The organism is Noviherbaspirillum suwonense, assembly GCF_900182955.1.
GTDB classification, from domain to species: domain Bacteria; phylum Pseudomonadota; class Gammaproteobacteria; order Burkholderiales; family Burkholderiaceae_D; genus Noviherbaspirillum_A; species Noviherbaspirillum_A suwonense.
In genome coordinates this window covers 90,939-107,161 of the sequence record NZ_FXUL01000018.1, presented here as the reverse complement: position 1 = coordinate 107,161, position 16,223 = coordinate 90,939, and the positions used below count along the sequence as shown (strand labels likewise).

At 51.7% G+C, this 16,223-nt stretch carries 13 protein-coding genes; 4 read left to right on the top strand and 9 right to left on the bottom strand.

All coding sequences use genetic code 11. The features are described from left to right. The first annotated feature begins 299 nt into the window (after positions 1-299). Both QOL82_RS20445 and QOL82_RS20440 read left to right on the top strand, forming a co-directional pair. Positions 300-2,396, top strand: coding sequence for an AAA family ATPase (locus tag QOL82_RS20445; protein WP_283444157.1), 2,097 nt, complete (start codon positions 300-302; stop codon positions 2,394-2,396). 120 nt (positions 2,397-2,516) lie between these two features. Continuing rightward, positions 2,517-3,467: a hypothetical protein gene (locus tag QOL82_RS20440; RefSeq protein ID WP_283444156.1), complete on the top strand. Its 951-nt coding sequence runs from the start codon at positions 2,517-2,519 to the stop codon at positions 3,465-3,467. 130 nt (positions 3,468-3,597) lie between these two features. Here QOL82_RS20440 and QOL82_RS20435 read toward each other — a convergent pair whose 3' ends face one another. From QOL82_RS20435 to QOL82_RS20425, 3 genes are all read right to left on the bottom strand, one after another. Then, positions 3,598-4,101 (bottom strand): SHOCT domain-containing protein, encoded by a 504-nt coding sequence (locus QOL82_RS20435; RefSeq protein ID WP_283444155.1) that lies wholly within the window; start codon positions 4,099-4,101, stop codon positions 3,598-3,600. Positions 4,102-4,441: 340 nt separating this feature from the next. Further along, entirely contained in the window at positions 4,442-5,377 is a 936-nt protein-coding gene (locus QOL82_RS20430; RefSeq protein WP_283444154.1) for an ATPase, read from the bottom strand. Positions 5,378-5,455: 78 nt separating this feature from the next. Continuing rightward, a complete protein-coding gene (locus tag QOL82_RS20425) occupies positions 5,456-5,713 on the bottom strand; it encodes a hypothetical protein (RefSeq protein ID WP_283444153.1) in 258 nt (85 codons plus the stop codon). Positions 5,714-6,333: 620 nt separating this feature from the next. On the opposite strand from QOL82_RS20425, the gene QOL82_RS20420 reads away from it, so the two are divergent. Next, positions 6,334-6,708, top strand: a complete 375-nt coding sequence (locus QOL82_RS20420; protein ID WP_283444152.1) for a coiled-coil domain-containing protein — start codon at positions 6,334-6,336, stop codon at positions 6,706-6,708. A gap of 425 nt (positions 6,709-7,133) precedes the next feature. Here the strand turns inward: QOL82_RS20420 and QOL82_RS20415 are convergent, their stop codons facing one another. The 4 genes from QOL82_RS20415 to QOL82_RS20400 all read right to left on the bottom strand — a co-directional run bounded on the left by QOL82_RS20415 (position 7,134) and on the right by QOL82_RS20400 (position 13,657). Continuing rightward, the gene (locus tag QOL82_RS20415) at positions 7,134-9,851 is read right to left on the bottom strand and encodes an HD domain-containing protein (RefSeq protein ID WP_283444151.1); all 2,718 of its coding nucleotides are present in this window, start codon (positions 9,849-9,851) and stop codon (positions 7,134-7,136) included. After that, a complete protein-coding gene (locus QOL82_RS20410; protein ID WP_283444150.1) occupies positions 9,848-12,367 on the bottom strand; it encodes a DNA topoisomerase in 2,520 nt (839 codons plus the stop codon). Before QOL82_RS20410 ends, QOL82_RS20415 begins: the two co-directional genes overlap by 4 nt. An 83-nt stretch (positions 12,368-12,450) precedes the next feature. Next, the gene (locus tag QOL82_RS20405) at positions 12,451-12,681 is read right to left on the bottom strand and encodes a hypothetical protein (protein ID WP_283444149.1); all 231 of its coding nucleotides are present in this window, start codon (positions 12,679-12,681) and stop codon (positions 12,451-12,453) included. 4 nt (positions 12,682-12,685) lie between these two features. Continuing rightward, the gene (locus QOL82_RS20400) at positions 12,686-13,657 is read right to left on the bottom strand and encodes a hypothetical protein (protein WP_283444148.1); all 972 of its coding nucleotides are present in this window, start codon (positions 13,655-13,657) and stop codon (positions 12,686-12,688) included. A gap of 341 nt (positions 13,658-13,998) precedes the next feature. Here QOL82_RS20400 and QOL82_RS20395 point away from each other — a divergent pair, with 341 nt between their 5' ends. Further along, positions 13,999-14,691, top strand: coding sequence for an XRE family transcriptional regulator (locus tag QOL82_RS20395; protein ID WP_283444147.1), 693 nt, complete (start codon positions 13,999-14,001; stop codon positions 14,689-14,691). A 64-nt stretch (positions 14,692-14,755) separates the two neighbouring features. Here QOL82_RS20395 and QOL82_RS20390 read toward each other — a convergent pair whose 3' ends face one another. Both QOL82_RS20390 and QOL82_RS20385 read right to left on the bottom strand, forming a co-directional pair. After that, positions 14,756-15,733: a DUF3150 domain-containing protein gene (locus tag QOL82_RS20390; RefSeq protein WP_283444146.1), complete on the bottom strand. Its 978-nt coding sequence runs from the start codon at positions 15,731-15,733 to the stop codon at positions 14,756-14,758. Positions 15,734-15,864: 131 nt separating this feature from the next. Continuing rightward, the gene (locus QOL82_RS20385; protein ID WP_283444145.1) at positions 15,865-16,020 is read right to left on the bottom strand and encodes a hypothetical protein; all 156 of its coding nucleotides are present in this window, start codon (positions 16,018-16,020) and stop codon (positions 15,865-15,867) included. Positions 16,021-16,223: the final 203 nt, after the last annotated feature.

Below are 16,223 nucleotides of genomic sequence, written 5' to 3'. Positions count from 1 at the left end.
AAGCAGACTTAAAGACTCAAGAAGCTGCAACTTCATATTCGCAAAAACAGTAGCTGCCCCGCATTCACGGACTACTTCGATTGACTAGTTGCAGTCGCAGGCGACGATAAGAAAGCAAAATTTCCACTAACAGGCCCAGTCTCAATCTTTTCAAGCAACTTTTGCTCCTACGAAATGTTGATATAATAGATGCCAAACATAAGATCATAGAAAAATATTTGATATTAAAGCTTTTCGGTCGCCCATCACGAGTCAATTCAATACTAATTAGCTTTTTTAATTTATGCCAGCCAGATAACATGAAAATAGACAGCTTTCAGATCCAAAATTTTAGAGGTATAACTCGCGTTGAAGCTAAAAATCTCGGTGATACGATTATCATCGCAGGACAGAATGGTTCAGGAAAATCCTGTATCTTCGACGCCATTCGACTTTTAAAAAGCGTTTATGGCGGCTATCAGCAAAATGAATGGCAACATTTCTTTGGTGAATTCGCTATTCAATTGCACGGAGGATCGAAAAACCTTAAGGGTCTATTTAATGATGCTTCAAAACCTGCGATTATCGAGTGTATATTTAAGATACGCGACAATGAGCGAGCGTATATATCGGCTAACGCAGCGGATTTATTAGAAGAGACGATTTGGCAAACTGTACTTCCAGAAGCTTTTCAATTTGGTGGGTATCGGAAGGCTTTGTTTTCAAACCAATTTCGTGAGAGACAGCCAGAGGTAACAGCGAGGGTTGAAAGTGAGTTCCCAAAGCTTCAGCAGGAATTAACGGCACCTCACATTGCAGCACGAGTTCATATTACCCCCCAAGGTAATATTACAATTTCAGACTCGCGCCTGTTAAATGTGATTTTCTCGAGCTATAAGCCACGGCAAATTGGCGTAATTGATTTTCATGGTGCACAAAGGCATTATGGCAGAGAAAACGTTCAAGGAATTAATCTCAGCCTTGATCAAGCAAATCAACAATATAGCCAACATACCCTTTATAACTATAACAATAAGTATGCAAACGTTAAAAGCGAAATGGCCGGAAACTTTGTAAAAGAACTGTTAGCCGAAAAAGCCAGCGCCGGCAATGAAACTAAATTAGAATCATTGAGCGATACACTCAAAGAACTTTTCGAATCATTTTTCCCGGACAAAAAGTTTCTTGGGCCAAAACCTACATTAGATGGAAGCCTCGCTTTTCCTGTCGTTACAGCTTCTGGCGCGGAGCATGATTTAGACGAGCTTAGCTCCGGGGAGAAGGAAATTTTGTATGGCTATCTTAGAATCCGAAGTTCAGCACCACGAGATTCTATTATCTTGCTAGATGAACCGGAGTTGCATTTAAATCCACGACTGATTCGGGGCTTGCCTGAATTTTACCGGAAACATCTTGGCGAGGCGCTTCAAAACCAACTGTGGCTCGTTACACATTCTGATGCCTTGATTCGGGAGGCGGTTGGCAAACCAGGGTTCAATGTTTTCCATATGCTCCCTTGTGGTGCCGAATCAGCCGGAAGCTCACAGTTAAAGCCACTCACAGTTAGCCAAGATTTGGAAATGGTAATGGCGGATCTTGTCGGGGACTTAGCGGCATATCGTCCTGGGGGGAAAGGACTTATTTTTGAGGGAGGGGGCGACTCCGACTTTGATAAAACATTTGCATCTGCTTTATTTCCTGATGACCTTCGTGGGATAAACCTTATATCTGGATCAAACAAGATCCGGGTTAAGTTGCTACATGAAATATTGGATCGTGCACACAAAAATGGGGACCTCCCGACTAAATTTTATGCAATAGTAGATAGAGATTCAGAGGAATCCGTTGAAGATACAAAAGCTGTCAATAGATTCGTTTGGGACGTGTACCATATAGAAAATTATCTGCTAGAACCAAAGATTATTGCTGAAGTATTGACATCACTGAGTTTAGGCGTAACGTATGATGAGGCAATAATTACAGAAAAATTAAATGAAGCTGCAAGGAAAGTAGTGCCTAGTATGCTGGTTCATAAAATGCGGTCGTATGTAAATTCTGCAATTGTCAACTCAGTAACGCTCGGTTTTGATCCAAATACTTTAACTATTGGCGTTGATCTGCACAATGCGGCCGCACGGTCGAGTATCAAAGTAGCTGGTTTAATCCAGTCTGAGCTTTCTAAAGATGCTTTAAATGCCCGAGAACTACAATATCGGCAGGAATTCGAACAGAGCTTTGCTGATGGTACTTGGATGAATAAGTTGCCGGGGCGTGATATTCTTAAGCAATTCGTCGACATCGAAAAGGTTTCAGTAGGTTATGAGGTTTTCAGAAATCTTATCGTCGCTAGGATGGCACAAACGCTATATAAGCCGGCTGGCATGAAGAATATCATTGAAAAAATAATTAACGATTAAGGTGTTTAAGAATCTTAGAGCATAGATCTTTGGTGATTAATTAACTCAAGAATTTTTCGCCTTTTCATTACTTTATTATAAAGATACACGTTTACTCATGCTGGGCTTATGTATTTAAAATTGAATGGCATCCCGTCCGATCTTCCTAGAGATGCGGACGTAGTCTATTTGTGGTTTGACCCGCAAGGAGTGTGGCGGCTCAATCGTGGAGATCTGTCATATGAGTTAGATGCAGTGTGCGTACGTCTTCATAACGTCCTTCGAAAAACTGTAATGCAAGGTGTCCCTTACGACGAACTCTTGCCAAGAGTGCCTCAATTCGTTTCCTTGTCCGGCTTGAATTCGGAATCTATATTGTCGAAGGATCACTTCGAGAAATTTATTAAACTGTGTGCTACGTTCCCCGAGCTAAACCGATTTCTATATCTTTATGAAGTGCAAAAGCTAATTAGCTCGATACAAGAATCCTTAAAAGAACTATTGCAAATGGTTGGTGAGTTTTATCGAACGTTGAACACAGAGGGATTGTTTTATCCGCCCATTCAACAGGAGGATGGTATCAGATTTAACACATCTCCTACTGTTACCAAGCTATTTGCTTTACTGACCTTTGTATTTGTTCGCATGCACAGCCTATTGGATTACATCGTGAAGTTGGCGATTGAGACAGAGCATTTGCCTCCGAATTTTACCAAGTACCATAAAATGCGTAGCTTGAATGACCAATTCGGTAGCCGTAAGAAAATCAGCTTCAATAAGTCGCCAAAAACGTTGTTCGAAGAATGTGAATTCATTACGACGATCGAAACCCTTCGAAATCATCTAATTCACGACGGTTTGCTAGATGATATGCCGAAAGCCTATGAGCAGATTGAGCAAGGACGTGCTGTAGAAAGATTCATCTTATTTCCTGATATGACGCACGGCCGGTTTGACCGGTATGGCAATCGAAATCTATTTTTCTCCAAAGAAAACAAAATTAACAAGTGTTTGCCGGAAATTGTTACTGAGTTTCAACTACGGTTGAAGGTCACTCTTGAAATGCTATTGACGCGATTAGCAGATCAATAGTGGTCAAAAATTGAGAATTATTTCGATGCAGTTTCTTCAAGGAGCATACCTCTCACAAACACCGGAACTGAGTGCATAAGGAAGATTGAGCAAATGAATTTAGCTTTCTAATTGAATCAAGTATTAAGTTCTAATTTGAGTTCAATACTTTTTGCTTTTCTTTTTCAAATTCATCTTTAGTAAGAGTGCCATCGTCAAGCAGCTTTTTGAGCATCGCAAGTCTTGCCAACCGTCCTTCACCAACAACACTTCCTACCGCAGGCGTACCATTTTCTGTGCATTCGAAAATCAGCTCTACACGTGGAAAATTTCCCATAACATGTGGTGGCTTTGAAACGGTTTCCCGCAATGAACGCATTGATTTTCCTTTCTGCGTGCAAAACTTTGACGCACGTTCTTCAGCATTTTCGCGATTAGCTTGTAACGAAACAAAGCCGGTTGCACCCTGATTGAACACCCGATATTCTTCTCCGCCATGCGAAGCACTGTTTATAATGGTTGTCTCACCGCGGTACACAGAGCCGTCGAATTCGGATTTACTTGAAGCAACCGGCTTTATTGCTCCAGTGGTAGAACACCCTGCTAAAAGTAACGTTATAACTGCAGTGAATGATATAAGTTGATAAAATCGCATATGTGCTCCTGTTAGGCGAAGCAATTCTAGCGGAAACACAGCCTAATAGTTAGGTAGTTTTAATTTATTGTTAGGTACACTAACTCCTGTAGGGACAAATAATTACGGGCCGGAATCTGAGCAATTCTTTAAGCTACGCTTTATGGTGAAGCCCGTTTCAAGCATTTTCGCTTTGGTCTGCTTCCAGTCTTTATCGCATGCACCTCACTCTCCCATTAATCAAAATGCGCTTGCTTTCAACACTAGCTTATGGCCTTTCAAGCTTCGGTTTTCTCAGTAATATCCAGCGTATCGTCGACTTCAATGCCGCGATAGAGGAACGGGGTGCCTATAGCTATGCCTATGCTTGCATGTGCCGCACGATCGGAGCCCGGTCCTCGGCATAGGAAATATGCAGCCATTCTCCGGGATGGTATTGGGTAAGGCCATCCGGATGGGATTCTTTTTCGGATGCAGCATCGAGCAGGGCGCGATCGTGCAACACAACTACCTCAACGCCATTCGCAACAACAAACTGTGCGGCGTAATTATCGGTGGAGTTGACGATATTGCCGGCGTAGCTGCCGTTCAAGGGATCGGCTTCGATCAGATTTTCTCCGTACACGTCCTGGAATTCTTCGATTTCCAGAGCACGCTGTTCCGCAGGCCTCATGAAATGCCGGGTCACCCAGTCTGGACGCGAGGCTGTGACCAAGACATCTTCGGCGGTGACGACTACAACCTGCTTCGGTACGGTGAAGTCGGTTGAATTGTCGTATATGAAGACCGCCTCAGCCAGTTCGGCGGCTGCTGGCAACAACTGCATCACTCGGGAATAGCGTTGGCGCACACGGTCCTCCCGGACAAAATGACCGGTTGTGGTGCCGCTTCTGTAACGCTCCATGACCCGGCGCACGTTGATATCTGGATGATCAGTTGCAATGAAAGTAAGCAATACCCTGTAGCCCTGCTCTTTTAGCTGAATAATTTCATTAAGACGGGTGGGATGCGACATTACCGTTTCATAGGCAAAGGAGCGCCGCGCATCAATGGCTTTTTTGCGCAACGCAATGCCGCGCGCTTGGGCGGCGATATCCCGTTCCTCCTGCGTGGCGAACTCTCCTTCCAGATCTTTCGCTACCTGATCTGGATTGATGAAGTATTCCGGTACTGGGAAGACATCGCCGAGGGCTGCCAAGCCTGTGTTCCGCACCTCATCGATTAAGCTCGTCTTGCCGCTGCCATTCGGACCTGCAAAGATAATGACGAACGGCGCATCTTGGGCAGAAGTAACCATAGAAGCAAGTAGGGGAAAAGAAAAACGCGGCTAGGCCGCGTTTCTCGTTTATCAGGAATAGTGTTCCGACTGGAAGTATTAACCGCGCGCCAAGGTGCGACGCCGTACGGTGCTGGCAACATCGGTCGGTGCTTCTGCTGGGGCGGGCTGATTCGTCACACCCTGCACGCGCACAGCCATCACGCGACGGCGCACTTCTTGCAGGCTGGTCGCCAAATTGCCCTTCAATGCTTGGTCCCAGACGCCGGCAGTCGAACCTAAAACCGGCGAGCTTTCCCGCAGCAAACCGATTTTCAGGAAGCGCCGGGAGTTGCGTTGCATCACTTTCGACTTCATTTTGCACTCGCTGTTTCAATATATTCAAATGAATTATATACCCATTGAATAGTTGTAGTTGCCCACGCTACAGCAAAAGCGATGTGCCATCAAAAGCGATCCCTGTATTTTGCTCGGCCGAACGCCGGCGCTTCCCGGTCGAGCCGACACGACGTGTCCCAATCCAACATCGCCAGTTGGCTGGCGGCGTGATTGAATTAAGAATGCGCGGCACGAGCCTTACCGAGGCGACCAAATGCCGGGCACCGGTGCACCCGATAGCAACGGCCACTCAGGTGGCACAGCCGAGATGGGTCTGTGGCGAATTCATCTACCGTTCCGTTTCAGCATGAGGGACTGATAATTAGGGTTATCAGTCGCTCATTTATGAAAGATTCATCCCTGCAGCTTTTTTAAGTCCGCCTGCGGCTGACTGGTAGGCCAGTCCTAGAGACTGCGATAATCGCCGCTTGAGCGCATCGACGACGAGGTTTTCGATATACGTAATTCGAACTAAATTAGATTCTCATGTCTTTCATAACCCTGCACCCGATCAACCATGGAGAACTGGCAGTACTTTTGCTGGCGGTTAAAACTCTTGTTAAAGGGATTTTGCGAAACCTTTTATTTAGGAATAAGATATGAGTATGACAATCCAATTCGATACCTTGCGTTACGTCGAGAAACTTAGGTCCGCCGGCATGCCTGAAGCACATGCCAAGGCGAGCGCCGAAGCTTTGTCAACTGCGCTAGAGCAATCGACTTCCACCACCCTTGCTACCAAAGAAGACATCAGTGAACTCAAAGGAATGATCAACGAGCTACGGCTATCGACGAAAGAAGAAATTAATGGGGTCAAGAACGACGTCAGTACGCTTAGAAGCGATTTGACTGCAGTGAAATCTGAGATGCGCGCAGAGTTTGTTCACGTCCGGTCTGATCTGAAAGTAATGCAGTGGATGACGGGCACCATAGTAGTCGGTGTCGTATCGCTCGTAGCCAGAAGCTTTTTCTAAGCTATAACTTTTCCAACCCCCGATAGTCGAGCTGACGTCGGGGGTTTTCATTACCGCTTCGTCTGGTCAACCGAGCTCTCTGGTTCCCTTTCAAGCTCCGGCCTTAGGCCGGGGTAGTTGACAGAGTTTAGACAGGCCAACGCCGGTCTATTGACGGCGGCAACTGAGCCTGCGCTGGCTCTTTAGTGGACGGGGCAGAATTGTTCAATTCTGTAAAGTGTTTGTCGAGTACGGCTACCGGCGGCCGGCCAACCACCAAGCCGTTCTCTACAGCCCAGAATGTTCCCTCTCTTAGACCAGTTCGAATCATTTGATCGACCATCTCCTTACCGAAGGCTTCTCGCAGGGAATCTATCCAGGCGGTGACGCCGGGCATCTGAATTCTCAGATGCCCGGATGCTCCACACGCAATATCTTTAGGTAGGTCAGTCATTTGCCAACGCGGTGACTGGAATTAAAAGGACGGTTCCGGCTCTTGTCGAGCGCCGCTCCACAAAGGAAGCCGGTAGGCGTTGGTCTATATCAGTACCCGGAAAAGCGCTTTCAATGACGGACTGCAGAATAAAGTGCTTGCCTTCGAGCGTCGCGAGGCAATGAAGTGTGCCCCCCTGTACCGCGCGCTGAATGAGCTTTTGAAACGTTTCATAGGTCAGCACTTGCCTAAATTGGTCAGCTTCCTCAGGTGTGGTTGATTCCGCATTCGTACCCTTGCCATTACCATTCGTCTTCTGCAACGGTTTTGGATCATTGCCAGCACCGAGAAAAACCAGTAATCCATCCCCTGCCTTCTTTTTTGACTTTGCAGTAGCCAAATTTTGAATGAACTGTGATGGGTCGCCAGCTTGCTGTAACTTTCCCAGATTCTCAGTGTTGCGCTCGTCCTGTTTTTGTTTCTTGTATTTGGAGACCGGCTCTGTTGGAGCATCCTTAACAGCCTTTCCGAGATCATGATTCTTAGGAATACCTAATGCATCAGAAACCCCTGTGCCCTGCTGGTCAGCAGAAACCGGCGACTCCGAGAGGGATGGTTGATCTAACGCCGCAGGTAACTCAGGCGAGGCAAAGGAATCGGCCACGTCTGACGAGGAATCACCTGTTTCTCCTTTGCCTGCAACCAGGTCAAGGTCCTCCATGCCGATATCGCACGCGACTTCAACCTCAAGCAATCCCAGATCTCCGCCATCTTTTCCATCCGACCCAACATCGGGTAGTTCGAAATTTTCGATGTCACTTGCGCAGGGGGCGTCGTCCGGCTTAACCGTGATGTCTCCAGTTGCGTCGAATCCACCATCCTTTACTTCCTTATCAAGCTCCTCCCAATCTATCGCATGTTTGCTGGCCGCTGGTGAAGATAGAGTGGCCAAGGGTACGGATTCCGATTTGGCTGGCAGTAATGGCGAGCCTGTTGATGAGGTAGACGGCTCAGGAGCAAGGCATTGAGAAGGCGCATGAGCAACGGAGGGCAAATCACTCCTATTTTTCTGCATATCAGCGTCACCAATTACGGCCGTGGTAACAGGATTTGGGACTACCAAAGTTTCTTCCTGATCTGAAGCTGCACCGCGGCTAGAACGTATCTCATGGCGACTTGCACCCGTAATTCCTTTGCGTACAAGCAGAAGCACGTCTTGACCAAATGCATTCTCGACCATCTCCAAAAGTTTCGTCGGATCCGGAATCTGGTTCAGATGCCCGAAATACGGGCTTACTATCTTGGCAAGAGTAGTAAGGCCCGGCATGTCCACAAGCGAGATAAGCTCCCTGTGCTTGGCAGTTGGAGCAATGACGATCGTCTGGTGCCAGTCAGCTAAAACGGCAGAGGTTTCGCTGTGGAAGAATCGAACCTGATACAGAGGTAGGTAGTTATTGAAGTCGACGCCATTGTGCGAAGTGGTCAACAGGGATTTTTCCTGAAGTACATGCAGGATGCGATTTAGCAGAATTAATCGTCCCCTGCCGAGTTCAACTGATACGCCAAGCTTTCTGCACATGGCAGCAAGAAGCGGCTCTTCCCGCATATACACAACGTTGCCATGCTTTTGACCAATTTTGAAAGCTCTATCCGTATCTCTGTCGCCGGTACCATTGATCCTGCCTTGCTCAGTGAGGCAAGCTACCAGAGCCGCATAGATTTCTTCCGCTTCAGTTTCGGAAATCGTGTCCTCGTTCGCGATGGCTGCACTTATGCCGCTTTCACGCTGGCCAGTCGTCTTGTCGGCCAGGATCAGAAATTCCATCAACGCCGTTACCCGGTCACCAATGGAAAGCCCATCCTTATCGACTGGGAAGTCGCTGGGGTGGTGGTAGTGCGAAATAACGCGCGACAAGGCACGGGTATCGTTGGGTGGAAGCTCCCAGAACTCGCTAATGCGCGCCAGTATGCGGGAACCAAGCCGGTCGTGCTCGACGCCGGCATCGTCCTGCTCCGTACCGGTCTCGCTGGTAAGTACGGTGCCATCCGCCTGCAGCTTGTAGGCTTCGATCTTGCCGAGATCATGCGCGAGCGCCAGCACCGGAATGATGGGGTCAAGCGGATCGAACACATAGTTGGCGTCGCGCTTGGCAATGATCAGCTTGGGTGACTTGCCCGGGCGCTTGATATAGACGCCATCATAGGACCAGGTTGGCGCGAGTTCGAGGGCGGTATCGGCTACGGCCATGCAGTGCTGCGCAAGCGTTCTTCCGCCATGGCCCCCCTTGCGATGACTTGCCGGATGGGTCTTGTGCGCAGACAGCGTTTGCCAGACGGCCATAAACAGGGTGACGTGGGCCGGATTGGTGGTCTTGTTCGCCTCAATCCATTGTTTGACCCGCTGGCTCTCAATAGGCAAGCATTCCTTTGCTTTTGATCGCTTGGCCGGCGGCGCCAGGATGGGAACGGGGCCGATCGAGGACGTAATGCCATTGAAGGAGCCGCCCTGCAGCCGCATCTGCGCCAGCGACCGTTCAAGAAGAATCAGCCCGGCTGTAATAACAACACCCATCACGCAGCCTACCAGGGTGACAAATGCCCCGTGCACCATGTTCGGAATGTTTCCCCAGAAAAAAACCGGGTCCGTGATCAGGGTGTAGAGGTTCATTGCAATCCAAATGGTTGCAAACACAATGAAAGTCGCTTTGACGATGGGATTTCTTTGGTTCATAGGAACGCTCCTGCAGCTTGCTGCACGGTAGTTGGTTTGGATTGCCTGGCAACGGGTTTGCCGTCCTTGTCTTCCATGGTGGTCCGGCATCCGTCGGCATAGCCGGTGCAGCCCCAGAAGTAGGACTTGGCACCTTTGATGCGCCGCATCGGCTTGGCACACGCTGTGCAGGCGACAGTCGTGCCATTGCTCAGGCTCGTGCCGGCACTGGTAGCGACCGCATGGCCGTTTTCATCGTTCATGGTTTTCTTGCACTCGGCATCCCGGTTGGTGCACGCCCAGAACCAGCCTTTTTTGCCCTTGATGCGCTTCATGAGGCTCTTGCAGGCGGGGCATGTGACCGAGTTGCCGGAGGCGTCCAGCGAGTTGCGGTGCGCCGTCTCGTCGTCGTCAATGAACACAAAGTCGAGCTTGAACTCGGCGTTCATCTTCAGGCTGGCAGCGAACGGGGCCTTCTTCTTGGACAGGAAGCCTTCAAGGGTCGGTGTCTGCCGATCGACAAGCAGCTGCGTAATTTCCTCGTCGCTGAACATGCGTCCGGCGATCTCGCGCCAGAGCGCAAAGCCGCAGCTAGTCTGGCAGACGTAGGTTGGGCCACCAGACACCATTTGTGCGCCACATTTCGGACAGCCGCAACCCGGTAGTACTGCCAAGGCGGGCGCTTTCTGACGGATTGCCTCGATGATCGTGCGTGTCAGTTCACCGATCTCGCTCATGAAAGCGTCCCGCGCATAGTTCCCGGCTTCCATCTGCCGCAGCTTCTGCTCCCACTCGCCCGTCAGCCGCGGCGAGGTCAGCGCATCAACCCCGTTCGCATCCAGAAACTCGACCAGGTCCATGCCTTTTATGGTTGGCACCAGCCAATTGTCGTTACGGTCGACGTAGGGCTCCTTCGGCTCGCCGCGGCCATCCACACGACTCAGCAGCCCTTCGATGGTGGCCGCGCGGGTCGCCGGCGTCCCAAGGCCGCGTTCCTTCATCGCGTCGCGCAAGTCATCATCGTCTACCAGCTTGCCGGCATTTTCCATGGCGCCCAGCAGCGTCGCCTCGGTAAAACGTACGGGCGGCTTGGTCTTCAGATCCTTGATGACGATGTCCTTGTTGCTCACCGTCTCACCGGGCGTGTAAACACAAAGGGAAGGCGACTTGCCGTCATCGTCAAGATCGACGCCATAAACGGCCAGCCAACCCTGCGCGGTCAGCACCTTGCCAGTGGATTTGAAAGATTCGCCTGACACTAGGGTAATCCGGGTCGTGTGCTGATATTGCGCGGATGGGAAAAATGCAGCAATGAACCGGCGTACGACCATGTCGTAAATCTTTGATTCATCCGCGGTTAGACTGGCCGGTTTCAGGCCGGTGGGCACGATGGCAAAGTGGTCGGAAATCTTGCTGTTGTCATAGATGCGCTTGCCAGCATTCATCCAACTGTTGGCCAGGACCATGTTTGCATGGGCTTCATAGGAAGTGCCGGCAAATGCAGTTAGGGTCTTGACCACGGTCGGCACATAGTCTTCCGGCAGGGCGGTCGAATCGGTACGCGGATAGGTCGTTGCCTTGTGCTTCTCATAGAGCGCCTGGGCGATATCGAGGGTTTTCTTCGCCGAGAACTTCAGACGCTTGTTCGCTTCCCGTTGCAGCGAGGTCAGATCAAACAGGCGCGGCGCAGCCTTGGATACAGGCTTGGCGGTGTCTGTGACAGAACTGGGCGCAACACCACGGCACTTTGTGGCGACCTCCTCTGCCCTCGCATTTACAGTGAAGCGGTTCGACAGGCCTTCCTCGCCCTCTTCTTTTGCATTCGGGTTGAACCATTTGGCGACATAGGTGCCAGCCTGCACGCCAAAGGTGCCATGCACTTCCCAGTAGTCATGGAGAATGAAGCCGCGAATTTTTTGTTCCTGGTGCACAAGGATAGCCAAAGTCGGCGTCTGGACCCGGCCGGCCGCCATGATCTGACGCCGATGCGTCTGCCGACCGCGCAGGTCCGATATGCCGCGTGAGCCATTGATTCCAACGACCCAGTCCGCTTCGCTGCGGCAGCGGGCGGCATCGCTGAGGTTGTCATACGCCGCGCCCGGCTTCATGGCGCCATACGCATCCCGGATGGCATCGGGCGTCATGGACTGCAGCCACATGCGTTTCATCAGCTTGTTGCAGCGGGCCTTCTCGTAGATCAGCCGGAAAATCAGTTCGCCTTCCCGCCCGGCGTCACAGGCATTGACCACGCTCGATACGTCGGCCCTGCCCATCAACCGTTCAAGAAGGAGGTATTGGGCCTTGCTTGGCTCCAGCACCTTCAGGGCAAATCGTGCCGGGATGATTGGCAGGGAGGACAAGTCGCGGCCCGTTGTCGCGGCTTCCGGGGCAAACAGTTCGACCAGGTGGCCAACCGCACAGGAAACGATGGCGGTATCACTCTCCAGCCAGTTTTGCACCTTGCTGAACCCGCCGAGTGCGGCGGCAATATCTTTGGCAACTGACGGCTTCTCCGCCACGATCAGCATCTTGCTCATGTACCGAACACCTCTTCATTCAGATAAAAAACAAGCCAAGCCATTCCCATGGTCTTGGCTTGATCGCAGCTGTCCCGCAATCCCTAATGCCGGGTGCCGGAATTCGAACGGAGCCTTTCGAAGCGGCCGTGTTCGTCGGCACACTGGTTGTCGCAGAAAAGCTTGCCGATCTCGACATCTGCTTCACAACGGCTGTTGTGGCAGACACCGGTCGGCGTCAGATGCCGGAACGTGAGGCTTGCCTGGGCCGCTTTTACGCCGCGCTCAACGAAGGCCTCGTTAATAGCGTCGGAATCGTCGCAAACGTCTGCCATCGCTCTAGCCCTTCGGATTGATATCGTTCAGTGCGTCTGCGAGGATCGCTGCCGAATCGATGCCCGCAGGAGTAGCGACTTGTGCAGGCGCCTCTCGGCGTGGCGCTTTGCGAGTGCCCATTTCCAGCATTTCGGCAACCCAGAACGGCGCAATCTTGATCAGGCCGGAATCCGGGGTGACCGGGCCGGGGAAATCCTTTGCTTCGATATAAGGCAGCTTCGACACCGGTGCGATGCCGGACTCCGGATCGGGGGCGCCAAGGGCTTTCACGTCGAGGCGATATTCGCCCTGGACCTTGATCGGCAGGCCGCGCGTGAGCGTGTTGGCCAGCGGCTCCAGATTGCGGCCGTACCAGCGGATCGGGATGCTCTTGTCGGGATCTTCCGTCTGACGCAGCAGCACGACCAGGCGATCGTTCATCGGCTTGCCCTCGGCATTGACGCGGTTGCGCTCCAGCGACTTCGCCTGCACGAAGCCGGCCAACTGGACGGTATTGGTGGCATTCTTGTTGAGTTTCAAAACGCGCCAGTCGACGCTGTTCATGCGCTCTTCCTTCGCCGGCACGTCACCGACGACTTTCGCCACGGCTTCGATGGCAGCCGGCACCCCGGAATCCTTGGCCGCGGCATGAACCTTGACCGACCACTTGCGCATGACATCTTCTGCGAAGCGCTTGTCCATGTGCATGAGGTTGGGCGACTCGAAGCGGATGCTCTTGGCACGCACGATCCGCACGTCGTTCTCGCGGGCTCCGATGAAATGACAGTAGGCCATCACCAGATCCCACTCCTTGAGGTCACGCGGCAGCGGCGCCTGACGGGGATCGAATTCGACCGGCAGCATGTGGTTCTCGCTGGCGGTCTGCTGGATGAAGCACTTGCCCTCGCCTGGCAGGCGCAGCACGCCGACGATCCATCCTGAATTGAGCATGCCGTTCGGGTAGGAATACGAATCGGCATTGCGCTTTGCGTCCATTGGAAGCACGGTAACTCCTAAATATTAGTCAATGAAACCCCAAACGGGGCCTGTGATGAGACAAGCAGCCCACTGCAAAGCGATACCGAAAGCGGAATGTTGTCCTACGTCAACAATTATACCGAACACATCTCTGTAATACCAACAGATATTAAAAATGAGTCTTCATTGATGCCGCAAAAGAGCGGGATTTGTGGCAACGGCGAGGGAAAATGTATGCAGGATGACAACGCAACATATGTGAATGGTAGTATTGATCACAACATGCGGTAGAATACTGACTGTATTGACTGCATCTCGATTCATCCAGTATCGTCATCGGCGATATCCAGGAATCGGCCATGCTAGCCACCGTATTTGAAATGGATAAAACTATGCCCAGAAAAGTAACTGCTTCAGCGCCCGAGACGGCCGCTCAACCGGTAGTCCGGAAGACGGGCAAGGTTGGCCGGCCTCCGCGTGCTGCTTACACGGAACCACAAATTTCGCTGCTCACTACCGCGGAAGATACGAACCCCGCGGAGGACGATGAGGAAAGCGGCGAGCGCAAAGTTGAAGGAAAGCGCCTGATCACGCTGATCAAAAGAACGCTGATCGATCGCAATCTGCCAGATCGCTACATCGCCGACCTGATGGGCGTGACGACGATTTACTGGAATTCCATGTGCAACGGCCATCGCAAGATCAAGTCGGTGGGCAAGGACAAGCTCGAACGCGTGGGTGAATTTCTTGGCATCCCGACGGTGCAGGTGATGATCCTGGCTGATTACTTCGAGCCGACTGACTTTTATGCCAAGCGCTCGCTGGACGATGAGCTGAACATGGTGCTGCAGGCGATGCAGGCCGATCCGAACTGGGTTGCGCTGACGCCGTCGAAGGCGGAATGGGAGCAGCTTCCCGTCGGCACCAAGATTCTGATTTCCCTGCTGTTCGAGCGTGAGGCCGGCAGGTCCTTTATGAGCAAGCTGCAGATGGAGCATCCCGCCCTGGCAAAGAAACTGGGGATGGAAGACCAAAAGGATAAAGCCGCATAAGCAAGATCTGCGAGTCATAAAAAAACGCCACCGGTCGAAAAGACGGTGGCGTTTGTGCTTCTGATTAGAACTCGAAAGCGAAATGCTGATCGAGCGGCTGGCTCTCAGGCGCTGGCACTGACGGGATACTCTCCGCTGCTGCTGGCGCTGGCGTTACGGGCTCCAGTTCAACAAGTGCTTGCTGTGCTGGTGCTTCAACTTCCATTTCCACATCGAGCGGATCAAAACGCATGGACTGCTCCGCCAGGATATTCTCTGGACGCGAGCAGAACTCCAGAAGCGCACTGATCTGCATGAACTCCAACCCTTCGATGGCGCCAGTCTGGGGCATTTGCTTTAGCACCCGGTCACATGCTTCGCGTAAGTGCTCGAACTTTGGTGACAGGATGCCCATCGAATCAGCCTTCTGGCGGATCCGGCGAACCAGACCCAGCACACGCGAAGTGGTTTTGCCGCCGGCTGCGCCTTTCCACGACTTTTTTACATCTTCCGCGATCTCCAGCGCTGCCTGACCCGGCAACCCAGTGACCTCGGTATGCAGCGCGTCATCCTCACCAAAGAACTGGGAAGACTGGATCTGCGTGGCAGACATGGCAAAGCGAAGCAGCTTGTCCAGGTCCGATGCCTTTGGTGCATGGTTGCGAATCAGATCGGCGCGGGTGAGTCCCGGTTTGATCTCGACAGCGTTTTGCGGGTTAGCCGCCCATTCCTCGACGATGTTGGGCAGCTCCTGCAGGAACTCTGCCTTTTGCGTCTGAAAGGTATCACGCAGTGTCCTCAATTCATCCGAAACCGCTTGTGCGCGGTCCAGAGGAACAAAGTAGCCTCGGACGCGGTTGTCGACACGCCGGGCGGCGCCAACACGCAGGATGATGCGCTTGGCATCCGTGCGCGCCTTGGACACCCACGAGAACGTGCCGGGCGGGAGCATCTTGCCGACTTCACGAATGAAGTCGTCCGCTTCCAGGGTACGTTCGCCGGTAGAACCGCCGATGATGATGTCGACCAAAACCATGTTGCTCAGTACTTGTGTGATATCCATAATTTCCCCATTCAAGAGTTGGAACTTCAAAGGAAGGCGCTTGCGTTGGCCCTGATACAAGGGAGATGAGCAACAGGGAAAAACAAAACCCCGGTCGCTGGGAAGCGGACCGGGGTCGGGTGGGTACTGCATCAAATCACAATTTCCTCGACCTCGAGCTCGATGGCGATCAGGCCTTCAATGGACGGTGCACCAAGGTCGAATTCGTCGATCAGGTCGTCTGTACGCAGCGAGAGCAGCAGACGCGAATCGTCGAAGGAAGCTGTGCTTGGGGTGACTGCAAACATGGAAATCTCCTCAAGTGGTGACCCGCAATGGAGCCGAATGGATGGGATGGAAAATTGTAAATTGCGGCTGGAAGAGACCCTGGCAGCCAAACCGTGGCATAGGGAGATGGCATACATGCAGTTGTAAGCAGGACAACTGCCAAGTGAAATGGCTGGATGAAAAAGAAAGAAGCCTTGATACCGGGGTGGTATCAAGGCTGTTG